This is a genomic window from Streptomyces sp. NBC_01450, assembly GCF_036227505.1.
Classification (GTDB): Bacteria; Actinomycetota; Actinomycetes; order Streptomycetales; family Streptomycetaceae; genus Streptomyces.
On sequence record NZ_CP109480.1, the window covers coordinates 3,114,028 to 3,135,103 of the forward strand.

At 71.1% G+C, this 21,076-nt stretch carries 22 protein-coding genes; 15 read left to right on the forward strand and 7 right to left on the reverse strand.

From position 1 onward, the window contains the following. Positions 1-136: 136 nt before the first annotated feature. The 4 genes from OG568_RS14055 to OG568_RS14070 are packed head-to-tail and all read left to right on the forward strand — an operon-like array spanning position 137 to position 3,947. The gene (locus OG568_RS14055) at positions 137-2,557 is read left to right on the forward strand and encodes a sensor histidine kinase (protein WP_329531779.1); all 2,421 of its coding nucleotides are present in this window, start codon (positions 137-139) and stop codon (positions 2,555-2,557) included. An 11-nt stretch (positions 2,558-2,568) separates the two neighbouring features. Beyond that, positions 2,569-3,000 (forward strand): roadblock/LC7 domain-containing protein, encoded by a 432-nt coding sequence (locus tag OG568_RS14060; RefSeq protein ID WP_329531780.1) that lies wholly within the window; start codon positions 2,569-2,571, stop codon positions 2,998-3,000. 1 nt (position 3,001) lies between these two features. Beyond that, positions 3,002-3,358, forward strand: coding sequence for a DUF742 domain-containing protein (locus OG568_RS14065; protein WP_266429715.1), 357 nt, complete (start codon positions 3,002-3,004; stop codon positions 3,356-3,358). Beyond that, positions 3,345-3,947: a GTP-binding protein gene (locus tag OG568_RS14070; protein ID WP_266586790.1), complete on the forward strand. Its 603-nt coding sequence runs from the start codon at positions 3,345-3,347 to the stop codon at positions 3,945-3,947. The genes OG568_RS14065 and OG568_RS14070 overlap by 14 nt, the downstream gene beginning before the upstream one ends. Before the next feature lie 64 nt (positions 3,948-4,011). On the opposite strand, the gene OG568_RS14075 is transcribed toward OG568_RS14070, so the two are convergent. Then, entirely contained in the window at positions 4,012-4,578 is a 567-nt protein-coding gene (locus OG568_RS14075) for a cysteine hydrolase family protein (protein WP_329531781.1), read from the reverse strand. Positions 4,579-4,757: 179 nt separating this feature from the next. On the opposite strand from OG568_RS14075, the gene OG568_RS14080 reads away from it, so the two are divergent. Both OG568_RS14080 and OG568_RS14085 read left to right on the forward strand, forming a co-directional pair. Next, positions 4,758-5,357, forward strand: coding sequence for an HD domain-containing protein (locus OG568_RS14080; RefSeq protein ID WP_329531782.1), 600 nt, complete (start codon positions 4,758-4,760; stop codon positions 5,355-5,357). A gap of 203 nt (positions 5,358-5,560) precedes the next feature. Continuing rightward, the gene (locus tag OG568_RS14085) at positions 5,561-6,565 is read left to right on the forward strand and encodes a lysylphosphatidylglycerol synthase transmembrane domain-containing protein (protein ID WP_443077642.1); all 1,005 of its coding nucleotides are present in this window, start codon (positions 5,561-5,563) and stop codon (positions 6,563-6,565) included. A gap of 24 nt (positions 6,566-6,589) precedes the next feature. Here OG568_RS14085 and OG568_RS61450 read toward each other — a convergent pair whose 3' ends face one another. Beyond that, the gene (locus OG568_RS61450; RefSeq protein WP_443077643.1) at positions 6,590-6,937 is read right to left on the reverse strand and encodes a peptide-methionine (R)-S-oxide reductase; all 348 of its coding nucleotides are present in this window, start codon (positions 6,935-6,937) and stop codon (positions 6,590-6,592) included. 49 nt (positions 6,938-6,986) lie between these two features. After that, positions 6,987-9,332 carry a DUF4132 domain-containing protein gene (locus OG568_RS14095; protein ID WP_329531784.1) on the reverse strand — a complete coding sequence of 782 codons (2,346 nt, stop codon included), beginning with the start codon at positions 9,330-9,332 and terminating at the stop codon, positions 6,987-6,989. 398 nt (positions 9,333-9,730) lie between these two features. Here OG568_RS14095 and OG568_RS14100 point away from each other — a divergent pair, with 398 nt between their 5' ends. Beyond that, positions 9,731-10,078 (forward strand): hypothetical protein, encoded by a 348-nt coding sequence (locus tag OG568_RS14100; protein WP_329531785.1) that lies wholly within the window; start codon positions 9,731-9,733, stop codon positions 10,076-10,078. Positions 10,079-10,136: 58 nt separating this feature from the next. Here the strand turns inward: OG568_RS14100 and msrB are convergent, their stop codons facing one another. From msrB to OG568_RS14120, 4 genes are all read right to left on the reverse strand, one after another. Next, entirely contained in the window at positions 10,137-10,544 is a 408-nt protein-coding gene (gene msrB, locus OG568_RS14105; protein WP_329531786.1) for a peptide-methionine (R)-S-oxide reductase MsrB, read from the reverse strand. A 27-nt stretch (positions 10,545-10,571) separates the two neighbouring features. Next, positions 10,572-11,957 (reverse strand): UDP-N-acetylmuramate--L-alanine ligase, encoded by a 1,386-nt coding sequence (gene murC, locus OG568_RS14110; RefSeq protein ID WP_329531787.1) that lies wholly within the window; start codon positions 11,955-11,957, stop codon positions 10,572-10,574. Positions 11,958-12,126: 169 nt separating this feature from the next. Further along, positions 12,127-12,600 carry an indole-3-glycerol phosphate synthase gene (locus tag OG568_RS14115; protein ID WP_266429741.1) on the reverse strand — a complete coding sequence of 158 codons (474 nt, stop codon included), beginning with the start codon at positions 12,598-12,600 and terminating at the stop codon, positions 12,127-12,129. Positions 12,601-12,803: 203 nt separating this feature from the next. Continuing rightward, complete coding sequence (locus tag OG568_RS14120) at positions 12,804-13,631, reverse strand: pyrimidine reductase family protein (RefSeq protein ID WP_329531788.1); 828 nt, start codon at positions 13,629-13,631, stop codon at positions 12,804-12,806. On the opposite strand from OG568_RS14120, the gene zapE reads away from it, so the two are divergent. The 8 genes from zapE to OG568_RS14160 all read left to right on the forward strand — a co-directional run bounded on the left by zapE (position 13,630) and on the right by OG568_RS14160 (position 21,075). Beyond that, positions 13,630-14,772, forward strand: coding sequence for a cell division protein ZapE (zapE, locus tag OG568_RS14125; protein WP_443077644.1), 1,143 nt, complete (start codon positions 13,630-13,632; stop codon positions 14,770-14,772). The two genes, OG568_RS14120 and zapE, sit on opposite strands and share 2 nt — an antisense overlap. 122 nt (positions 14,773-14,894) lie before the next feature. After that, positions 14,895-15,233, forward strand: a complete 339-nt coding sequence (locus tag OG568_RS14130; RefSeq protein ID WP_329531789.1) for a hypothetical protein — start codon at positions 14,895-14,897, stop codon at positions 15,231-15,233. A 70-nt stretch (positions 15,234-15,303) separates the two neighbouring features. Then, entirely contained in the window at positions 15,304-15,882 is a 579-nt protein-coding gene (locus OG568_RS14135; protein ID WP_329531790.1) for a carbonic anhydrase, read from the forward strand. Between the two features lie 26 nt (positions 15,883-15,908). After that, the gene (locus tag OG568_RS14140; protein ID WP_329531791.1) at positions 15,909-17,363 is read left to right on the forward strand and encodes a SulP family inorganic anion transporter; all 1,455 of its coding nucleotides are present in this window, start codon (positions 15,909-15,911) and stop codon (positions 17,361-17,363) included. A gap of 120 nt (positions 17,364-17,483) precedes the next feature. Beyond that, a complete protein-coding gene (locus tag OG568_RS14145) occupies positions 17,484-18,482 on the forward strand; it encodes a slipin family protein (protein WP_329531792.1) in 999 nt (332 codons plus the stop codon). 211 nt (positions 18,483-18,693) lie between these two features. Further along, on the forward strand, positions 18,694-19,923 hold the full coding sequence (gene thrS, locus OG568_RS14150) for a threonine--tRNA ligase (RefSeq protein ID WP_329531793.1): 1,230 nt from the start codon (positions 18,694-18,696) through the stop codon (positions 19,921-19,923). Between the two features lie 35 nt (positions 19,924-19,958). Continuing rightward, entirely contained in the window at positions 19,959-20,111 is a 153-nt protein-coding gene (locus OG568_RS14155; RefSeq protein WP_329531794.1) for a hypothetical protein, read from the forward strand. 64 nt (positions 20,112-20,175) lie between these two features. Next, positions 20,176-21,075 carry a polyphosphate kinase 2 family protein gene (locus OG568_RS14160; protein ID WP_443077645.1) on the forward strand — a complete coding sequence of 300 codons (900 nt, stop codon included), beginning with the start codon at positions 20,176-20,178 and terminating at the stop codon, positions 21,073-21,075. The last annotated feature ends 1 nt before the right edge of the window (position 21,076 follow it).

Here is a 21,076-nt window from a genome sequence, read left to right on the forward strand (position 1 = left end):
CCGTCCCTCACGGTGCGTACGATCACTTGTACGGATAGCATCCTGCGCACCCCATGTGCTTCGGCAGGACCACCCCTCTTGCCCTCGTCAGCCCCCTTCCCCCCTTCCCCTCTTCGCTGATCGCTCTAGGACGACGATGTCTCCACGGACCGGTGCCCGGCGCCGTCTCGGCTCCATACGTCTCTCCCTGATCCTGCTGGCGCTGGTCCCCAGCGTCACTCTCGCCGCCATGTGGGGTGTGACGACGACGCAGATCTTCTCGGAGGGGCTGCGCCTGCGCGAACAGACGGGGCTGAGCCGGTCGACCGGCGCCATGGGCACGGAGGCGACGCTCGCGCTGCAGCGGGAGCGCAGCCTGTCGGCCGCCTGGCTGGCCTCGCCGCACGGTTCCCGGGCCGCCCTGGACCAGCAGCGCATGCGCACGGACACCGAGGTCGCGAAGCTGGTGCGCCGGTCCGAGGACTTCAGGAACGCGCCCGCCCGGATCGGGGACCGGATGTACTCGGTCATCGCCTCGGTGGGCAGCCTCGAGTACTACCGGGGCCAGGTGGACCACCCCACCGACATCACCGCCCAGCAGGCCCTGGACCAGTACACCTCGATCATCAGCGACCAGATCCACGCCTTCCAGGAACTCTCCCAGGTCGACGACGGCGACCTCACCTCGCAGGCAGGGCCGCTGATCACACTGGGGAACGCGGCGGAGCTGGTCGCGCAGGAGGACGCCCAGCTCGGCCTCGCCTGGCCCTCGGGCAAGCTCGACCAGCAGTCGTGGCAGGAGTTCACCCAGCGGGTCGACGTACGCCGCTGGGTCGTCCAGAACCAGGTCCTCAACTCGCTGCACGGCACGGTGAAGGACCAGGTCGAACGGGTCCTCCAGGGCCAGGACTGGAAGACCCTGGAGACCGTCGAGGACCAGGTCGTCGCGGCCCGGACGGCGCACGGCCAGGTGGCCAGGACGGTCGAACTGCCCCACGCGCAGGCCCGCTGGAACGCCGCGTTCGCCAGGATCTCCGCCCAGTACACGAACCTGATCCAGCAGCAGACCACGCAACTCCTCGACCGCAGCGCCGACAAGGCGCACGGCCTGCTGATCAAGGCGGCCGCGCTGAGCGCCGGCGGACTCGTCGCCCTGCTGGTGTGCGTCGTGATGTCCTGGCGCATCACCCGCTCCCTCTCCCGGCGGCTGCGCGGTCTCAGGATGGCCACGCTCAGCCTGGCCGAGGAGCGGCTGCCCGACGTGGTCGCCCGGCTGAACCGGGGCGAAAAGGTCGACGTGGAGTCCGCCACCCCTCCGCTGGACTACGGCGAGGACGAACTCGGGCAGGTGGCCAAGGCGTTCAACACCGCGCAGCGCACGGCGGTGCACACCGCGGTGGAACTCGCCGACACCAGACGCGGCTTCCAGAAGGTGATCCTGGGCATCGCCCGGCAGAGCCAGAACCTGGTCAACCTGCAGCTCAGCAAGCTCGACGCGCTGGAACGCGAGCACCAGGACCCGGGGATCCTCAAGGGCCTGTACGAACTCGACTCCACCGCGAGCCAGCTCCGCCGCTACGAGGAGAACCTCGTCATCATCAGCGGCGAGCAGCCCCGGCGCAGCTGGACCGAACCGGTCGCGCTGATCGACATCCTGCACAGTGCCGTCGGTGAGGTCGCCCAGTACCAGCGTGTGGAGGTGCACACCGACGACGAGGTGTACCTGAGCCCGCCCGCGGTGGCCGACGTCATCCATCTGCTGGCCGAGCTCATCGACAACGCGACCGCCTACTCCCCCGCGCCCAGCCCGGTCGGGGTGCGGGCCGCGATGGTGGCCAAGGGCCTGGCCGTCGAGATCGAGGACCGGGGCCTCGGCCTGGCCGAGGAGGACTACGCCGCGTTCAACGCCCAGTTGGCGGTGGCCCCGCAGTTCGACGTGGTGGCGCTCGCCGACGACCTGCGGCTCGGCATGTTCGTGATCGCCCGGCTCGCCACCCGGCACGGCATCACCGTCACCCTGCGCTCCTCGCCGTACGGCGGCACCACCGCGATCGTGCTGATCCCGCACGACATCGTGGTCCGCGAGAGCCCCGACTCCCCCGCCACGGACAAGGACGCCGCGGTACCGGCCGCGGTCGTGGCCGCGAGGAGCTCCGACGAGGCCGCGGCCGCGGAGCGGCAGCCCCATGAACGTACGGAGGAGGCGCACCCCGCCGCCCGGGCCCGCACGGCCGACTCCGCCGCGCCCCGTCCCGCGCCCGGTGCCGCCCGCCGCGACGGACTCGCTGCGCTGCCGCGCCGGGTGCCGCAGACCAGCCTGGCCACGGAGCTGCGGGAGGAGGCCGCGCCCTCCGAGGCCGACGACAAGGACGCCGCCGACGCCGACGCCGCCGACTTCACCGCGGAGCGCGCCGCCTCCTCACTCGCCGGCTTCCAGCGCGGGACGCTCCGGGCCCGTGACGACGAGGAGACGCCGTACGGCGACGGGGGCGAGGAACCGTCGTACGACCACGGGAACGACCAGGCCCCGACCCAGCCCGCAGACCGCTCGTGGACTCCGCCCGCCGACCGCTCGTGAAGGACAGAGAAATGACACGCCCCAGCACCGCCACACACAGCCAGCTCGACCAGCTGCTCACCGGACTGGTGGAACGGGTCGCCGGTGTGAACCACGCCGTCGTGCTCTCCGAGGACGGACTGGTCGTCAGCAAGTCCACGGCGTTCGTCCGCGACGACGCCGAGCGGCTGGCGGCGACCGCGTCCGGCCTGATGAGCCTCAGCAAGGGCGTCAGCATGGACTTCCGCGGCGGCCCGGTGCGCCAGGCGCTGATCGAGATGCGCGACAGCTATCTGATCCTCACCGCCGCGGGCCCCGGCGCCCATCTCGCCGTGCTCACCAACCAGGGCGCGGACGTCGGCGTCGTGGCGTACCAGATGAACATGCTGGTGAAGAAGATCGGCGAGCACCTCAGGGCAGCACCTCGCGCGGGCGTCGCCGCCGCGGCCGACAACGGCCAGTGAGGTGAGCGAAGGCGACGCGGCCGGGCGGCTGGTACGGCCGTTCACGCTGACCGGAGGCCGCACCCGGCCCAGCCGCGCCGACTTCACCCTCATCACGTCGGTGACCGCGGTGGATCCGCCGCCCGAGGGCGCCACCCGGCCGCAGCCCGAGCACTCCCGGATCCTGCGGCTGTGCGCCAAGCCGATCGTGGTGGCGGAACTCGCCGCCGAACTCGACCTGCCGGTGAGCGTGGTCGTGATCCTGCTCTGCGATCTGCTGGAGGCGGGCCGGATCACCGTCCGAGCGCCTCGTCTCCTCTCCCGTACCCCGGACCTGGACCTGCTGCAGAAAGTGAGGGACGGCCTTGGCCGGCTCTGACCCCGCCGTGCGCGGAACTTCGGCACCCGCCACACCCTCCGCTCCCGACGCGGTCAAGATCCTGATCGCCGGAGGGTTCGGCGTCGGCAAGACGACCATGGTCGGGGCGGTCAGCGAGATCGTCCCGCTGCGCACCGAGGAACCCCTCACCTCCGCCGGTCTGAACGTCGACGACCTCGACGGCATCGAGGAGAAGCGGGCCACCACCGTGGCCCTGGACTTCGGGCGGATCACCCTCAGTCCCGAACTGGTCCTGTACCTCTTCGGCACCCCGGGCCAGCAGCGCTTCTGGTTCATGTGGAACGACCTCGCCATCGGCGCCCTGGGCGCCGTGGTCCTCATCGACGTCCGCCGGCCGGAGTCCAGCTTCGCCGCCATCGACTTCTTCGAGCGGCGCGCCATCCCCTTCGTCGTCGGCGTCAACGGCTTCCACGGGCAGCACCCGTACACCCCCGAGGAGATCCGCGACGCCCTGGCCCTGCCGAAACGGACTCCCGTGCTGCTCTGCGACGCCCGGGAGCGCGGCTCGTGCCGGGACGTACTGATGACTCTGATCGACGAGTTGATCGCTTCGTCCAGCCACAACTGACGTAGGGGAAAGGCCTGTTCGCCGGTGCCCCTGTGACCCGCCAGGGGCCGCCGGTCGGGGTGGCTCAGTCCTCGACGACCGCCGCGTAGGACACGTCCGCCGTGTCGACGGTGCCCCCGCGGCGCCCGGGCGCGCTCGACCACTTCCAGTAGAGGTTGGTGTGCGCGATCACCTGCTCCGGCGGCGGCGCGCCGTACGCGCTGAGGTCCTCCGTCGTGTGCGCGTCACCGACCAACGTCACGTCGTACCCGCGTACGAGGCCCCCGTGCAGGGTGGCGCGGATGCACGCGTCGGTCTGGGCGCCCGTGACGACGAGCCGGCCCACCCCGCGCTCGGCGAGCAGCGCCTCGAGGTCGGTGTCCTCGAACGAGTCGCCGTAGTTCTTGTGGACGACGGGTTCCGCGTCGCGGCGGACCAGTTCCGGCACGTACTGCCAGCTCTCGCTGTCCCGCTCGAGCCGGTCGTCCGAGTGCTGCACCCAGACCACCGGCACGTCCTGCGCGCGAGCCTTGCCGACCAGGGTGTTGATGTTCGCGACCACCTCGTCGCGCCGGTGCGCGGCGGCCACCACCCCGTTCTGCACGTCGATGACGAGCAGCGCGGTGTTCGGCCGATCGGGCAGAGTCGTCATAAGGTCCTCCGGTGTCTCATCCGTCTCGTCCGCCTCTTCCGTTTCGCCCGGCTCCCCATGGCGGATGCGTTCCGAGCGCACACCCACTTTCCCCCCTCCGACGGCCGAAGCGCCAACTGCCCTGTCCATACAGGACAAAGAGCCGCCGAGGCCGACACGCCCCTCAGTACGCTGACGCCGTGACCGTCGATCTCCTGCTGCGGGCCCTGACCGACCCCGGGGAACCGCCCTTGCGCCCGCTGCCGGATCAAGTGGCTCGGCTCCTGCGCGACCTCGACGCCCCGCCCCGCCTCGCCGCCCACCTGCGCGCCGTGCACGACGTCTCCCACCAACTCGTCGACTGGACGGCGCGACGGCACCCGGCACCGCGCTTCGACCGGGACGCCGTGCTCTTCGGGGCGGCCACGCACGACGTGGGAAAGGCCGTGCACCCCGCCGAACTGTCCGGCCCCGGCTCCGCGCACGAAGAGGCCGGACGCGAACTGCTGCTCGCCCAGGGCATCAGCGCCGAACTGGCCCGCTTCGCCGGGACCCACGCGACGTGGACCGGTCCTGACGTCGGGTTCGAGGATCTGCTGGTGAGCGTGGCCGACAAGATCTGGAAGAACAAGCGCGTCCCGGAACTGGAGGACCTGGTCGTCACGCGGCTGACCGCGGCGAGCGGCCGGACGGCCTGGGAGGAGTTTCTCGCCCTCGACGACCTGCTGGGATCCATCGGCGAGGGCGCCGACCGACGGTTGGCCTTCCAGGCGTCGTACCCCGTACAGCGCCCCCTCTGAGCGCGCCGACGAAGGGGCCCCACCACACCTGGGGCCCCGACAGGGGGCCGCGGCCGTGTCGCCCAGCCGCTGGTGCGCCTTCCCCTCCCGGACACCGCGCCGTCACACCGGACGGGAACCTTTCTCCCGTCCCCCTCAGTTCTGCCTCGCCTTGTGTGCGTCCGCCGGTACCGCGGACGTGACATGGAAGGACGATGTGCGCCGTGTCCCCGCTCCCGCTCGGTGATCTCCCCGTAGCGCGCCCCGCCCCTGTCCGGTCCCCCGCCGCCGTGCGCCTGAGCCGACTCACCCGTCTGACGCTGACTCTGCTGCCGCTGCTGTCGATCGGGGCGTGGGCGGCGGTCGACGGGCGGGCGGTGCGCGTGGGCGCCGCCCGGCTCGCCGCCGCCGATCCCTGGTGGCTGCTGGCCGGGGTCTTCTTCACCTGCCTGGGCTGGGTGGCCGCCGCGTGCGTCCGGCAGGGGGCCCTGCCGGAACGGCTGCCGCCCGGGCTGCTGCTCGCCTCGCAGTTCGCCGCCGGCGCCGCCAACCACATACTTCCGGCGAGCATCGGCGCCCACGCCGTCACCCTGCGCTTCCTCCAGGGCCGCGGCATCCCCCTGCCACGAGCCACCGCCTCGCTCGCCCTGTACTCACTGGTCAAACCGCTGGCGAAGACGGCGGTGCTCGTCGTCTTCCTCGTGGCCCTCCCGGACACCCTGCGGCTGGGCGACCTCGCCCCGGACACCTGGACGTTGGTCATGGCCGCCGGGGCAGCGACGCTCGGTCTCACCGGCGCCGCCCTGCTCCTGACGGTCGTACGCCCGCTGCGCCGTCCGGCGCTCGGCTTCGTGCGCACCGCCCTGACAGAGGCGCGGATCCTGCACACCCGGCCCAGCCGCGTCCTCGCCCTGTGGGGCGGGTCAGCCGCCGCCCCGGTGCTCCAGGGGAGCGTGATCGCCTCGGTCGGGTTCTCGCTCGGACTGCCGCTGTCCTGGGCCCAGGTGGTCCTCGCGCTGCTGCTCGCCAGTACCGCCGTCGGCGCGGTACCCGCTCCGGGCGGCATCGGCCCGGTGGACGCGGCCCTGGTCCTCACCATGGCGGCGTTCGGCGCACCCATGGGCCTGGCCACGGCAACCGTCATCGGCTACCGCGTCCTGACCGTCTGGATCCCCCTGCTCCCGGGCGCCCTCGTCCTCTCGGCCCTCGTCCATCGCGAGGTGCTGTGAGCCGAACCGGAGGTGCTGTGAGCCTCAGCCCCCGTCCGGAGCCAACCGCAGCGAGATGCTGTTGATGCAGTACCGCTGATCGGTCGGGGTCGGGTAGCCCTCGCCCTCGAACACATGGCCGAGGTGCGATCCGCAGCGCGCGCACCGCACCTCCGTACGGACCCCATCCCGTGCGAGCGGTCCGCGATCAGTTCGACCGCGTCGGAGTCCTTCGGGTCGAAGGGCGAACAAGGACGGCCAGCCGTCGAGCTTCGCGCATGCACACTTCTCCAGCCGAACAACGCGGCACGACCACGGCAGATCACCGTCGATCGCCCGCACCAACGTCCCGGCCGGCAGCGGGCGCAGCCGTTCGGCGATCGCCGCCACCACCGCGGGGCGCGCCGGATCGCCGCGGGCGATCAGAACGTCACGGTGGCCATCAGGCGCCTCGCTCGATCTGCGTGAGGATGGACTCGTCGGTGATCTCGGTGTCGGCGGCCAGCAGGAATGCCTTGCTGAGGATCAGGGTGAGCCGGTCGTCCTCGAACGGCAGGAACACCTTGCCCTCGCTCTTGCCGCGCGACGGGACGATGCACAGGTAGCTGTCGTCCGGTTCCATCAGGATGTTGGCCGAGCCCAGGTGGATCTTGTACGTGCGCAGCTCGCCGCGGACGATCAGGAAGCGCTCGGCGAGCGTGCACCGGCCGGCGATCTTCAGGCGCGGCAGGATCCGCTCCAGCACGTCGCGGCGCGCCTCGGCGCTCTCGGTCAGCTCGGCGAACCCGTTCCGCTCCCAGTAGGTGCGCTCGGGGCCGCCGTCGGTCCAGTCGGGATCGGCGGCGATCGAGGTCACGCCGACGAAGAGGTCCACGTCGCGCATCGCCTCGCTGAACACCAGCGGGGGCACGTCGGCGAGCGATGCCTCACGCCAGGCGCCCGCCACCCGGCGGTCGAAGCGCACCTGGTCGGTCGAGGCCAGTTCGTCGTCGCCCGCCCAGTCGGCCCAGCTGTGGAAGAAGCGGACCCGCCACTCCCCCGCCGCCAGGGTGCGCTCGGCCTCGTCGCCGTCCCCGCCGTCCCAAGGGCCGAGCCGGTCGCTCTTCCATCCCCGGGCCCGGAACAGGGCGAACATCCTGAGGTAGTGGACGATGTGCGCGGCGAAGCGGTTGGAGTAGACGCGGGTCTGCTCCTCGGCCGGGGTGAGGAGGTAGATCTCGCGGAACGCCTGCTTGAAGGGCTGCCGTATGCACCGCTCGGTCAGCAGGTCCCGCCAGGCCCGCACGGCGTGGGGGTCGGAGCGGATCGGGTGCCAGAGCCGTACGGAGGCGTCGTCGGGCGCGTCGGGAAGGTGCTCGTCCGTCTCGGGCAGTACGGCCCGCCATTCGCCGGGTGCGACCTCGATCTCCCAGATCAGCCGGCGTACGAGGGTCCGGGCGAGCGGGTGCCCGGCCAGCTCGGTGCGCCACCAGCCGTACGGGTGGACGGCCTCGACGGTGAATCCGCCCTCCAACGCGCGTACGAGGGTGCCGAGTTGGGCGTTCACCCGCTTCACCAGGTCGCGCAGCTCCTTGACCAGGGCGGCGTGGTCGCGGCGGACCGGCGCCGGGACGCTGCGCAGCGGGCGGCCGTCCTTCTCCCAGGTCAGCGTGGCGGTCTCGGCGACCATGACGACGGCCTGGTAGTCGCCGGCCGTTCGACGCAGGACGCCACCTGCGGCGGATCCGCTGATGGATGCGGTGTCGAACTCCAGCCTCGGCAGCCGTAGCGCCACGTCGGTGCGCTCGGCCAGGGCCGCGTCGACCTTCTTGAGCATCTTGTCGAGTTGCTTGGGCACCCCGGCGTGCCGGACGGTCCGGCGCACGGTGCGGATCGCGGTCACCAGCTCGGGCGTCGGGAAGTCCTGTGCGGCGCGGACCACCTCGTACAGCAGGGCCTGCGACGGAAGCGTCTTTGCCGCCGTCGGGGCGAGGGCGACGCCGGGCAGCAGCCGCTCGAACAGCTCCGGCAGCCAGGGCTCGTCGCGCAGCAGCGCCACCCGCAGGGCCTGTCCGAGCAAGGTGATCTCCCGGTCCGTGAACGCCTTGTCCGCCCGGTAGGGGATCTCGCCCGCCCGGATCGCGTCGGTGCGGTCGGCCGCCGCGTCCAACGCGCGACGGGCGAACGCCACGTAAGCGGGGCTGTCGGCCGACCTGCGCCATGCATGCGCGAGCGGCGAGTCGAACCTGTGGTCCCGGTCGATCTCGGACAGCAGCGCCTGTTCGGCCGGGGCGAGGCCGGCGATGACGGCGATCTCGTCGGCGACAATGGGGCCCACATCACGGGAGAGGCGCTCCACGGCCGCGCGCAGTGTCCCCTCACCGGCCAGCCCCGCGGCCGCGAGCAGCGCGTACGGCTGACGCACGGTGTCCTTCTCCAGCCACAACCTGACCAGGGAGCGGGCCGGTCCGGACACGTCGGGCAGCGGCCCCGTGCAGCGCTCCAGCGCGTCCAGGCCCCGGACGAGGTCCGCCCAGCCGTGCTCCTCGCACTTTTCAACGAGCGCCTCGAACATCCGACGGCACGCGTCGGGCGTATAACGCGGCCGCCGTTCTCCGGCCGCGTCCTCGACCGCGAAGCGGACCATCGTCATCGCGTGCGTGGCCGAGGCGTCCACCTGGTAGGCCGTCACAAGCAGGCTGCCGAGCTCCTCGTCGGAGACCTGCGAAAGATCCGGATGCCTGTCCCGCTCCTCAAGTGCGAACTCCGGGTCGGTCAGCGCGCGCATGAGCCGGGCTGCGAGGTCCATCGGACTCCTCTCCTCGAGCGGCGGGAAAGCCCTGCCGTCGCCGGCTCGGCCACCAAAGCGTCATCGAACATGGCGAGATGATGGCAGAGGGGACTGACAACGCGATCAACCCGAGTAATCCTCACGACTGTTCACGTGCAAAGCTAGCGAGACAGAGTTGATGCAGTACCGCTGATCGGTCGGCGAGCTCAACTGTCGCGCGGGCCGTCCAGTGCACTCACCGGCAAGAACATCGCGGACACCCTGGAGCGCCTGGCCGAGACCTGGTACGCCGCTGCCGGGACGATCGGCGAGCGTGCCGACGTCCATCTGGAGGCGCAGGAGGACCTGCACGTCCTCACCGCCTCGGTCGACGGCACGCTGCCGGCGCGTCCGGTCTGCTCGCCGCGCCGGCCGAGGTGCGCGACCGCGGGAAGGACGACATCACCGCCGGGGAGCGCGGCCTGTTCGACCAGATCCTGACCGGGGACACCCGGCGGCATCTCGCCTCCCGGGTCGCCGTGCGGCTGGTGTGGCAGGTCGACCCCGCGCTGTCGCCCGGCACCCGCGCCCCCCGCGACCTGCTGCCGAAGGACCCGATCCGGCTCACCCACGCCGCCCACGAGGCGCTGCACCGGTTCTTTCGCGAACGCATCGGGGAGGCCAGGGCGAGCCAGACGGCGGGCAGCCGGGAGGAACAACTCGCGCAGGTCCTCGACTACACGGCCTGGCACCAGTTCGTGGTCCGGTTCGACCGGGCCGGATGATGTCCGCACGGAACTCCCCGTTACGGGCATCATCCGGTCCATCGTCAGCTGGTTGAGTTCAGCCCTCGTCCGACGTCAGCCGCAACGAGATCGAGTTGATGCAGTACCGCTGGTCGGTCGGGGTCGGGTAGCCCTCACCCTCGAACACATGACCGAGGTGCGATCCGCAGCGAGCGCACCTCACCTCCGTGCGGACCATCCCGTGCGAGCGGTCCGCGATCAGTTCGACCGCGTCGGAGTCCTTCGGGTCGAAGAAGGACGGCCAGCCACAGTGGGACTCGAACTTCTCGTTCGAGGTGAAGAGTTCGGCACCGCAGGCCCGACAGGAGTAGACACCCTTGGTCTTGGTGTCGGTGTACTCGCCCGTGAAGGCGGGCTCGGTGCCCGCCTTCCGCAGGACGGTGTACTCAGCAGGGGTCAGCTCCGCGCGCCACTGCTCGTCCGGCTTTTCGATGTCGTACGACATGAGCTCAACCCCTCACAAACATCACGGCTACTTCGACAGGCGGGCCAGGATCTCGGGACCGAGGTCCGTCACGTCTCCCGCGCCCATGGTGAGAACGAGATCACCGGGCTTCGCCATTCCCGCGACGACCGAGGGCACCTCCGCCTTGTCGTGCACCGGTGTCACGTCCGCGCCCGCCGCCCGCGCCGCCTCGATGATCAGCTCGCTGGTGACGCCCGGGATCGGGTCCTCGCGGGCCGGGTAGATGTCCAGCACGATCGAGGCGTCGGCCAGGGCCAGGGACTCGCCCATCTCCTTGGCCAGCTCCTGGGTGCGGGAGAACAGGTGGGGCTGGAAGACCACCAGGATGCGGCCGTCGGCGCCGGCGCGCATGGCCTCCAGGTCGGCCGTCATCTCGGTCGGGTGGTGCGCGTACGAGTCGATGACCTGGACGCCCGCCTCCTCGCCCTTCAGCTGCAGACGCCGCTTCACGCCCGTGTAGGCGGCGATCGCGGGGGCCAGCTCGGCGGCCGGAACGCCCAGCGCCGCGCCCGCCGCCAGCGCGGCCACCGCGTTGTGGGCGTAGTGGCGGCCGGGGACGGAGACGGTGAAGGTCAGCTCCGTGCCGTCGAGGACCACCGTCACCTCGCTCTTCAGACCCTGGGGGACCACGGACAGGACCCGTACGTCCGCGTCCGGCGCGTCGCCGTACGTCACCGCCCGTACGTCCGCCGGCAGGCGGCGGGTCAGTTCGCGCGCGCCCTCGTGGTCCGCGGAGATCACCAGCGTGCCGCCCGGCACGATCTTGCCCGCGAAGGTCTCGAAGGACTCGTAGATCTCGTCGATGGAGGCGTAGTTGGCGTGGTGGTCGAGCTCGACGTTGAGGACGATCGCGACCTCGGGGGCGTACTTGTGGAAGCTGCGGTCCGATTCGTCGGCCTCGGCGACGAAGATCTCGCCGTCGCCGTGCAGGGCGTTCGAGCCGGGGGCGTCCAGGTCGCCGCCGATCGCGTACGAGGGGTTCAGTCCCAGTTCCGAGAGGGACACCGCGAGCATCGACGTGGTCGTGGTCTTGCCGTGCGTGCCCGCGACCGCGATCGGACGCAGGCCGTCCATCAGCCGGGCGAGGGCGTCCGAGCGGTGGACCACGGGGATGCCGAGCTCGGCCGCGCGGGCCAGCTCCGGGTTGTCCGCGCGGATCGCCGAGGACACGACCACACAGGTGGCGTCGGACGCCAGGTGGTCCGCCGCGTGACCGATGTGCACGGTCGCGCCCAGCGCCCGCAGCGCCTCGGCGGTGGCGGACTCCTTCGCGTCACTGCCCGCCACGTTCGCCCCGCGCTGCGCCAGGATCTTGGCGATGCCCGACATTCCGGCGCCGCCGATGCCGATGAAGTGCGGTCGGTCCATGGCGGTAGGAAGGCCGGCTGCCATGCGTGTATCTCCCAAGATCCGGTACGACGATGAGCGCGCCCGAGCGAGAGCACGCACCCCCAGCCTATTGCGTGCGGCGACAGGCGCCCCGTAAGGGGCACGGGGCTGTGACATGCGCGGCTCCGCCGCGCGGCCGCGGCCCAGCGGCGCGGCCGCGGCCCAGCGGCGCCTACACCTTGCTGTGCGAGAACAGCTTCAGCACCGGCACGCCGACCTTGTGGCGGGCCCGCGAGGCCCAGTCGCGGTGGAAGAACTCCTCCACGTAGTGCGGGTCGGTCAGCACGATGACCTCGTCGGCGTGGATCTCGTCGACCAGCGCCTTCAGCGCGTCCAGCGGGTGGTCCTCGATGAGCCGCCCCTCGGCCTCGCTGCCGGCCGAGTGCAGGGCCACCAGCGACACATCGAGGGCCTGCTGCCCCTGACCGGCCGCGTCCGCGCCCTCCGGCGTCTCACGCTCATGGGCCGCCTCGTCCAGCTCCCCGAGGGCGACGTCGTCGATGGCCCGCAGCAGCCGGTCGGCCTGGTCGCCGCGCGGCTGGAGCAGTACATGGAAGGCGACCGTCTCGTCACCGTGCAAGGTGGTGACGAACTCCACGTCGGCGGACGTCAGGGCCTTCTCGATCATCAATACGCTTGTGAACACGACAGGCGCCCTTCTCCTCCGTGGGCCTCCCTGGCCCCCTGCGGAAACCATCCTGCCCCGTGATCGCACGGGGACTGCGAGTTTTAGTGTGCCCGGCGGAAGATAATCGGAACGATCTGTTCCGCCGTCTTGCCGGGACCGGGATCAGTCTTGCCGGTACCGGTGTCGGGGTCGACACCGGGGTCGACGACCGGGACCGACGGTCAGGGGCGACGGTATCGGGCGAAGAGGAATCCGGCCTCCTCCAGGAGGGACGCCAGTTCGAACCGCTGGGGAACCGCCATCGAGGGCCCTCCGGCGATCCGCTGCGCGTCACCCGCCGTGAGTGTCGGCGACAGGGTCAGACAGAGTTCGTCGAGGACACCCGCCGCGGCCATCTGACCCAGCAGCCGCGGGCCGCCCTCCGTCAGCAGCCGGGTCATGCCGCGCTCGGCGAGGGCTTGTACGGCCCGTACCGGGTCCACGCCCACGCCGTCCCCGGCGATCACCACCCGGGCGCCCGCCTTCTCGGCCGCCGCCACCCGCTCGGGGGCCGCCGCCGCGCCCGTGAGGACCAGCGTGGGCACCAGGGGCGAGGTGAACAGCGGCAACGAGAAGTCGAGGTCGAGGCTCGCGGTGACGACGGCGATCGCGGGCGCCGGGCCCTGTCCGGCCGCCTCCCGCCGCGCCGCGAACTCGGCACGCGCGCGTGCGGGGCGGTAACCCTCCTGGCGTACCGTTTCCGCGCCGACGACCACGACGTCCGCGAGAGCCCGCAGCACTCCGAAGATCCGCATGTCGGCGGCGCTGGAGATGCCCTGGGACTTCCCGTCGTGCTGGGCCGCGCCGTCGAGCGTGGAGACCATGTTGGCGCGCAGCCAGGGCTCCCGGGCACCGGCGGAGCGCGCCTCGGGGTAGGCGTACGCCTCCGCCAGCTCCAGCAGCTCCCACTCACGGTCTGCCGCGTCCGTCACCGCCGCACCAGGGCCGTCGGGGCGCCCGGCGGTGGCCTGGGCTGCTGTTTCGTAGGTCACAGGGAACAGGCGTCGCATGTCGTGCAGTGTGGCACGGCCCTTAGAGTGGATAACCGTGTCCTCCTCCACCGCCGCTTCCGGGATCGAACCGATACCCGAAGCGGCCCCCTCGTCCCTGTGCGCCCGCGAGCCGCACGTCCCCGCGGACCGGCTGGTCGCCGAGATGGTGCCGCCCCCGCGCTTCGACTCGGTGCGCTTCGAAACGTACATTCCGGACCCGAACCAGCCGAGCCAGACCGAGGCCGTACGGGTCCTCGCCGGCTTCGCGGCCGGTCTCGGCGGGGCACACGCCCTCGGCGGCGGCAAGCGGGGCTTCTTCGGCTTCGGCAAGGCCAAGGCACCGAAGACCCCGGCCGGCCCCCGCGGTGTCTACCTGGACGGCGGCTACGGCGTCGGCAAGACCCACCTGCTCGCCTCCCTGTGGCACGCCACCGCGGCCGAGCCCGCGCTCAAGGCCTTCGGCACCTTCGTGGAGCTGACGAACCTGGTCGGCGCGCTCGGCTTCCAGAAGACCGTGCAGACGCTCTCCGGGCACCGACTCCTGTGCATCGACGAGTTCGAACTCGACGACCCGGGCGACACCGTCCTGGTCTCCACCCTGCTGGGCAAGCTGGTCGACGCGGGGGTCGCGCTCGCGGCCACCTCGAACACGCTGCCCGGCAAGCTCGGCGAGGGCCGGTTCGCGGCCGCCGACTTCCTGCGCGAGATCCAGGGGCTGTCCGCGCACTTCCGGCCGCTGCGCATCGACGGCGAGGACTACCGCCACCGCGGACTGCCCGAGGCCCCGGCCCCGTTCACCGACGAGCAGGTCACGAAGGCCGCGTACGCCACCGCCGGGGCCTCCCTCGACGACTTCCCGCATCTGCTCGACCACCTCGCGCGCGTGCACCCCAGCCGCTACGGCGCCCTGACCGACGACCTGAAGGCCGTCTGCCTCACCGACGTCCAGCCGGTGCCGGACCAGTCGACGGCGCTGCGACTCGTGGTGCTCGCCGACCGGCTGTACGACCGCGAGGTGCCCGTCCTCGCCTCCGGGATGCCCTTCGACCAGCTCTTCAGCGAGGAGATGCTGAACGGCGGCTACCGGAAGAAGTACTTCCGCGCGATCTCCCGGCTCACCGCGCTGGCCCGCGACGCCAAGGGCCTCGTCGAGGCATAGTTTTCGGCCCCTCCACGACGTTTTCGGCCCTCTTCACTGTGAAACGTCGAGTTAACCCTGCAAACAACTTGCCGCGTTAACCTATGTATTGACATGGGGGACGAGACGCTGGGAGGGGGCGCATGGTGCGAGGTACGACGGCCCGACCCCTGTATATGGTCCTCGCCGCCGTCCTGATCAGCCTGCAACTCTTCGCCCCCACCGAGGCGTTCGCGTCCGCGCACAGGGGCGAAGTCGTCTCGTGCGCCGAAGCGGAGCATCCGCACAAGGTGGCACCCCCGCTGGGCGCCCGTCAGCGGACCCGCGACGAGGATCTCGTCCCCGACACGCCCACGCGCGCCCTGCTGGCGAGCGACCCCGCGGCCTCGTACCCGCCGCTCGCGCTCGTCCCGGCGCACCCGCGCACGTCGAGATCCTCGACCGCCCACTCCCCCGCCGCACTTCAGGTCTTCCGCTGCTGAGCGGAGCGCGTCCCCCCACGCTCCGTCTTGTAAGCCGACGCGCCCTCAGGGCGCGCCAGGAGGAACTGACATGCAGCCCCTCATCGACCATGCCCGCTCCTTCGGCCGGCGGCCCGAGGATTTCGCCTCGCTCGCCGACGGCCAGTCCCCGCAGGTCCTGTTCATCACCTGCTCCGACTCCCGGGTCGTTCCGGCCCTGATCACCGGCGCCCGCCCGGGCGAGCTCTTCGAGCTGCGCACCGCGGGCAACATCGTCCCGCCGTACGTCCCCGACCGGCCGACCTCCGAGGCGGCCACCGTCGAGTACGCGGTGGACGTGCTCGGCGTGTCCGAGATCGTGGTCTGCGGCCACTCGCACTGCGGCGCCGTCGGCGCGCTGGTGCGCGGCGAGGACCTGACGGCCGTACCCGCCGTACGCGACTGGCTCGCACAGGCGAAACGCCCGTCCCACGCGCCGGACGACGACCCCACCGTCGCCGACGCGGTTCAGAACCACGTCCTCGCGCAACTGCTCAGGCTGCGCGGATACCCCTGTGTGGAAAGGGCCCTGACGGCGGGCCGACTGCGTCTGCACGGCTGGTACTACGAGGTCCACACCGGAGCCGTGCGCGAACACCGTGCGCACACCGACACCTTCGAAGCGCTGTGAGCCGCGCCATGAACACTTCGAGCCTCATGAGCAAACTCCCCCACCTGCGGCAGGACTTCGCCGCCTCGATCGTCGTGTTCCTGGTCGCCCTGCCGTTGTGCGTAGGTGTCGCCGTCGCCTCCGGCGTCCCGGCCGAACTCGGCCTGGTCACCGGCATCGTGGGCGGTCTCGTCACCGGCCTGATGCGCGGCAGCAGCCTTCAGGTGTCGGGCCCGGCGGCCGGACTGACCGTGCTGGTCTTCGAGGCCGTGCGGGAGTACGGACTCGCCGTCCTCGGAGTCGTCGTGCTCGCCACGGGTGTGCTCCAACTCCTCATGGGCGCCCTGAAGCTGGGGCGCTACTTCCGGGCCATCTCGGTGGCCGTCGTCGAGGGCATGCTCGCCGGGATCGGCCTCGTGCTGATCGCGGGCCAGCTCTACTCGATGGCCGGGCTCAAGGCCCCCGCCTCCGGACTCGACAAGCTCGCCGGGCTGCCGGAGGCCGTCGCCGACGCGGCCCGCGGCACCGAGGCGCTGGCCTCGGTCGGACTCGGGGCGGGCACGATCGCCGTGCTCGTCCTGTGGCGGCGGCTGCCACGACGGGTGCGTACGGTGCCGGGGGCGCTCGGCGCGGTCGTACTGGCCACGCTGGCGGCCTCGGGGTTCGGGCTGCCGGTGGCCAAGGTCGAGGTGCGGGGGCTGGTGGGCTCGATCCAGTTGCCGAGCCTGGACGCCTTCGGCGAGCTCGCGAGCGTGGGCGTGCTCGGTACCGTGCTCGCCTTCACCCTGATCGCCTCCGCCGAGTCGCTGTTCAGCGCGGCGGCCGTGGACCGGCTGCACAACGGCCCACGGACCGAGTACGACAGGGAACTGATGGCGCAGGGCGCGGGCAACACGGTCTGCGGACTGCTCGGCGCGCTGCCGATGACCGCGGTGATCGTGCGCAGCGCGGCGAACGTCCAGGCGGGCGCGCGGACGAAGGCGTCCCGCGTGCTGCACGGCGTCTGGCTGCTGCTGTTCGCGGCGCTGCTGCCCGCCGCGCTCGGTGTCATCCCGCTGCCCGCCCTCGCCGGCATCCTGGTGCACGCGGGCTGGAAGCTGATCCCGCTGCGCGAGATCGCCTCGTTGTGGCGCGAGCACCGGGGTGAGGCGCTGATCCTCGTCGTCACGGCGGTGTCGATCGTCGCCGTCAGCATGTTCGAGGGGGTGCTCATCGGCCTCGCCCTGGCCGTCGTCAAGACGGCGTGGGAGGCCTCGCACGTCCGCCTGGAGGTCATAGACAAGGGTGCGGGCCCCGTCCAGGCGTATCTGTCGGGCAACGCGACCTTCCTGAGGCTGCCGAAGATCCTCGACAGCCTCGAGGCGCTGCCCCAGGACCGCCCGGTCGAGCTGAACCTCTCCGGTCTGCACCACCTCGATCACGCCTGCCGCACCGCACTGGAGAACTGGTCGGCGCGGCACAGTGAGGCGGGGACGGAACCGGTGAAGGTGACCACCGGCTGACCCCCTGCTGACCACCGGCTGACCCCCGGGGGCTCGCGGTCGGAGATCCTCGACCGCGAGCCCGTGTGAGGCATATCGTGGGATTAGTGGTGGTATGAGGCGGCTCGAAAGGGGGTTGTCATGCTCGATGAGCTGTTGGCCACGGCCGCGGTGGTCGGTACCGCCGGGGTGGTGTACATCGCTGCGGCGGCCCGGGTCGTCAAACAGTACGAGCGGGGCGTGGTGCTCCGGCTCGGGCGGCTCAGGGATGGCATACGACCACCCGGGTTCACCATGATCATCCCGGGCGTGGACCGGCTGCGTAAGGTCAACATGCAGATCGTGACGATGCCGGTGCCCGCGCAGGACGGCATCACTCGGGACAACGTCACGGTCCGGGTCGACGCGGTCATCTACTTCAAGGTGGTCGACGCGGCCGACGCGGTCATCCAGGTCGAGGACTACCGCTTCGCGGTCTCGCAGATGGCGCAGACCTCACTGCGCTCGATCATCGGCAAGAGCGACCTGGACGATCTGCTCTCCAACCGGGAGAAGCTCAACCAGGGCCTGGAGTTGATGATCGACAGTCCGGCCATGGGCTGGGGTGTGCAGATCGACCGGGTCGAGATCAAGGACGTGTCACTGCCGGAGACGATGAAACGGTCGATGGCCCGGCAGGCCGAGGCCGACCGTGAACGGCGGGCCCGCATCATCAACGCGGACGCCGAGCTCCAGGCGTCGAAGAAGCTGGCGGAGGCCGCCGGGGTGATGTCCGAGCAGCCCGCCGCGCTCCAACTGCGCCTGCTGCAGACCGTGGTGGCGGTCGCCGCCGAGAAGAACTCCACCCTCGTACTGCCCTTCCCGGTGGAACTCCTGCGGTTCCTGGAACGGGCACAGACCCAGCCGGGGGCACCGACGGTGGAACAGATACCGGCGCGTCCACGGCCCGACGAGCACAGGGGCGACGGGCACAGGGACGACGAGTTCGTGCTCGACGAACCCAAGCGTGACAAGTTCACGTTCGACGAGGCCGCGGAGGACGAGCTCCCGCTCGACAACCCCGCCCCGGGCCCTCGCCCCAGCCCCGACTCCGCCGACGACGAGTCGGCGCACGGGTCAGGACCGGTACCGCCACGGTGACGGCCGACGGATACGGATGCCCGGAACTCTAAATGCCGCGACCGCCCGCCGGCTCGCTGCTAGCATCCCCCACATGAAGCGTGCCGCCATGAACACGACGACGTCGGAGAGTGTCCCGGCGCGCTGACTGCTGACGAGTCCGAAGCCCCGGGGCGAGTGCCCCGGGGCTTCGCCGTGTGGTCACTCGCCCATGAGAAGCGAGGAGACCACCATGACCGCCCTCCCCGACCACCGCCGCCTCGGCCGTGAACTGGATCTGTTCGACACCGATCCTCTGATGGGCGCGGGCCTGCCGTACTGGCTGCCCGAGGGTGCGGCCGTGCGCCATGCCCTGGAGGAGTACGTCCGCGACGCCGAGCGACGCGCGGGCTACCAGCATGTGTACTCACCGGTGCTGGGCAAACGGGAGCTGTACGAGATCTCCGGGCACTGGTCGCACTACAGCGAGGACATGTTCCCCCCGATGGAACTCGGCGGGGAGCAGGTGGTGCTGCGCCCGAGCCTGTGTCCCCACCACGCGCTCATCTACCGCTCCCGCTCCCACAGTTACCGCGAACTTCCGCTCCGCATGGCCGAGTTGGGCGGTATGTACCGTTCTGAACCGTCCGGTGTCCTCGGTGGCCTCACCCGCGTACGCGCCATCCAGCTCAACGACGCGCACATCTTCTGCACCCTGGATCAGGTCGCCGAAGAGGCGTCGGCGGCACTGGAGTTGATCCGTCAGGCGTACGAGGCGATGGGCATCCACGCGGCCCGCGTCCGGCTCTCCCTGCCGGGTCCCGGCGGCAAGTACGTCGCCGACCCCGAGCTGTGGCGGCGCTCGGCGGCGCTGCTGCGCGAGGTCCTCGACCGCTCCGGTATGGCGTACGAGGCCGTGGAGGGCGAGGCCGCGTTCTACGGCCCAAAGATCGACGTGCAGATCGCCGACCCGGCGGGCAGGGAGTCCACCCTCTCCACCGTCCAGGTCGACTTCCACCAGCCCGAGCGCTTCGACCTCCACTACATCGGCGCCGACGGGGCGAAACACCGTCCGGTCATGGTCCACCGCAGTGTCATCGGCAGCCTGGAGCGAGCCGTCGCCCACCTCGTCGAGGCGCACAGGGGCGCCTTCCCGCCCTGGCTCGCCCCGACCCAGCTGGTGGCCCTGCCCGTCTCCGACGCGAGTGCCGAGGTCGAACAGGCGGCCGACCTCGTACGCCGCTGTCTGGACCTCGGCCTCCGAGCGCGGCTCATCTCCCCTGACCAGGGCACCCTGGGCGCCCGGATCCGCGCCGCCCGCCTCGTCCCCTACCAGGCGGTGATCGGCCCCCGTGAGACCGCCGCCGACGAGATCGCCCTTCGCCTGCGCGACGGCCGCCGTATCGCCCCGCGGCCGGCCACCGAGGCGCTGGACCGCATCAGCCGCCTCGCCCGTGCCCACAGCACCGAGCTGATCGACTAGTGCCGCGCCGTGGACGGACTACCGGTACACCAGGTGTGGTCGAGACGGCGGTGACGGTCGGCGGCCGTGCTGGGAACGGTCGGCTCGCGCGGACCGTGATGACGCCGTACGGTCCGCGCCTCATCGTGAACATCGACCCCGACAGCCGTCCGGAACCGGCCGTCCTGGTCACCCTCGAAGAGGCCTGAGCACGACTCGCGGGTACCCGGCACGCGTCGCACCATCGAGGCACACGGCCGGAAGGGGTACGCGGTGGCCAAGAAGGACGGCAAGGGCACGAAGGACGGCGGACAGGGCGAGGACGGGGCCCCGGCCCCGTTGCGCCGGCTGCTGCGCGTCCCCGGCGGCAAGGACGTCGACCTCTCCTCGTACGACGCCAGGGCCAGGCCCGCCGGTCCGCGTGACAAGGCCGCCGGACTGGCCGCCATCGCCCAGATGGGCGAACGCCTCGCCGACCTGCAAGAACGCTTGTGGGCCGGGAGTACGAGGGGGGACCGCCGCCGGATCCTGCTGGTCCTCCAGGGCATGGACACCAGCGGCAAAGGCGGCACGGTCAAGCATGTCATCGGGCATTTCAACCCCGCAGGCTGCCGCATCCGGGGCTTCAAGGCGCCGACCGCCGAGGAGCGCGGTCACTCCTTCCTCTGGCGGATCAGACGGGCTCTGCCCGAACCCGGCGAGATCGGCATCTTCGACCGCTCGCACTACGAGGACGTCCTGATCGCCCGCGTCCGCGAACTGGCTCCCCGCAAGGAGATCGCCCACCGCTACGGCGAGATCAACCGCTTCGAGAAGTCCCTCGCCGACGACGGCGTCACCATCGTGAAGTGCTTCCTGCACATCTCGTACGACCAGCAGCGCCGCCGCCTTCTCGCACGGCTCGACAACCCCGACAAGCACTGGAAGTTCACCGCCGACGACATCGACGACCGTGAACTGTGGCCCGCGTACCAGCAGGCGTACGAGACCGCTCTAGAGCGCTGTTCCACACCGCACGCCCCCTGGTTCCTCGTCCCCGCCGACCGCAAGTGGTACCGGAACTGGGCGATCAGCAAACTGCTCCTGGAACACCTCGAGAGGCTGGATCCGCAGTATCCGAAGGCGGACTTCGACGTGGCAGAGAGCCGACGGCGACTGCTCGCCGGAGGCTAGC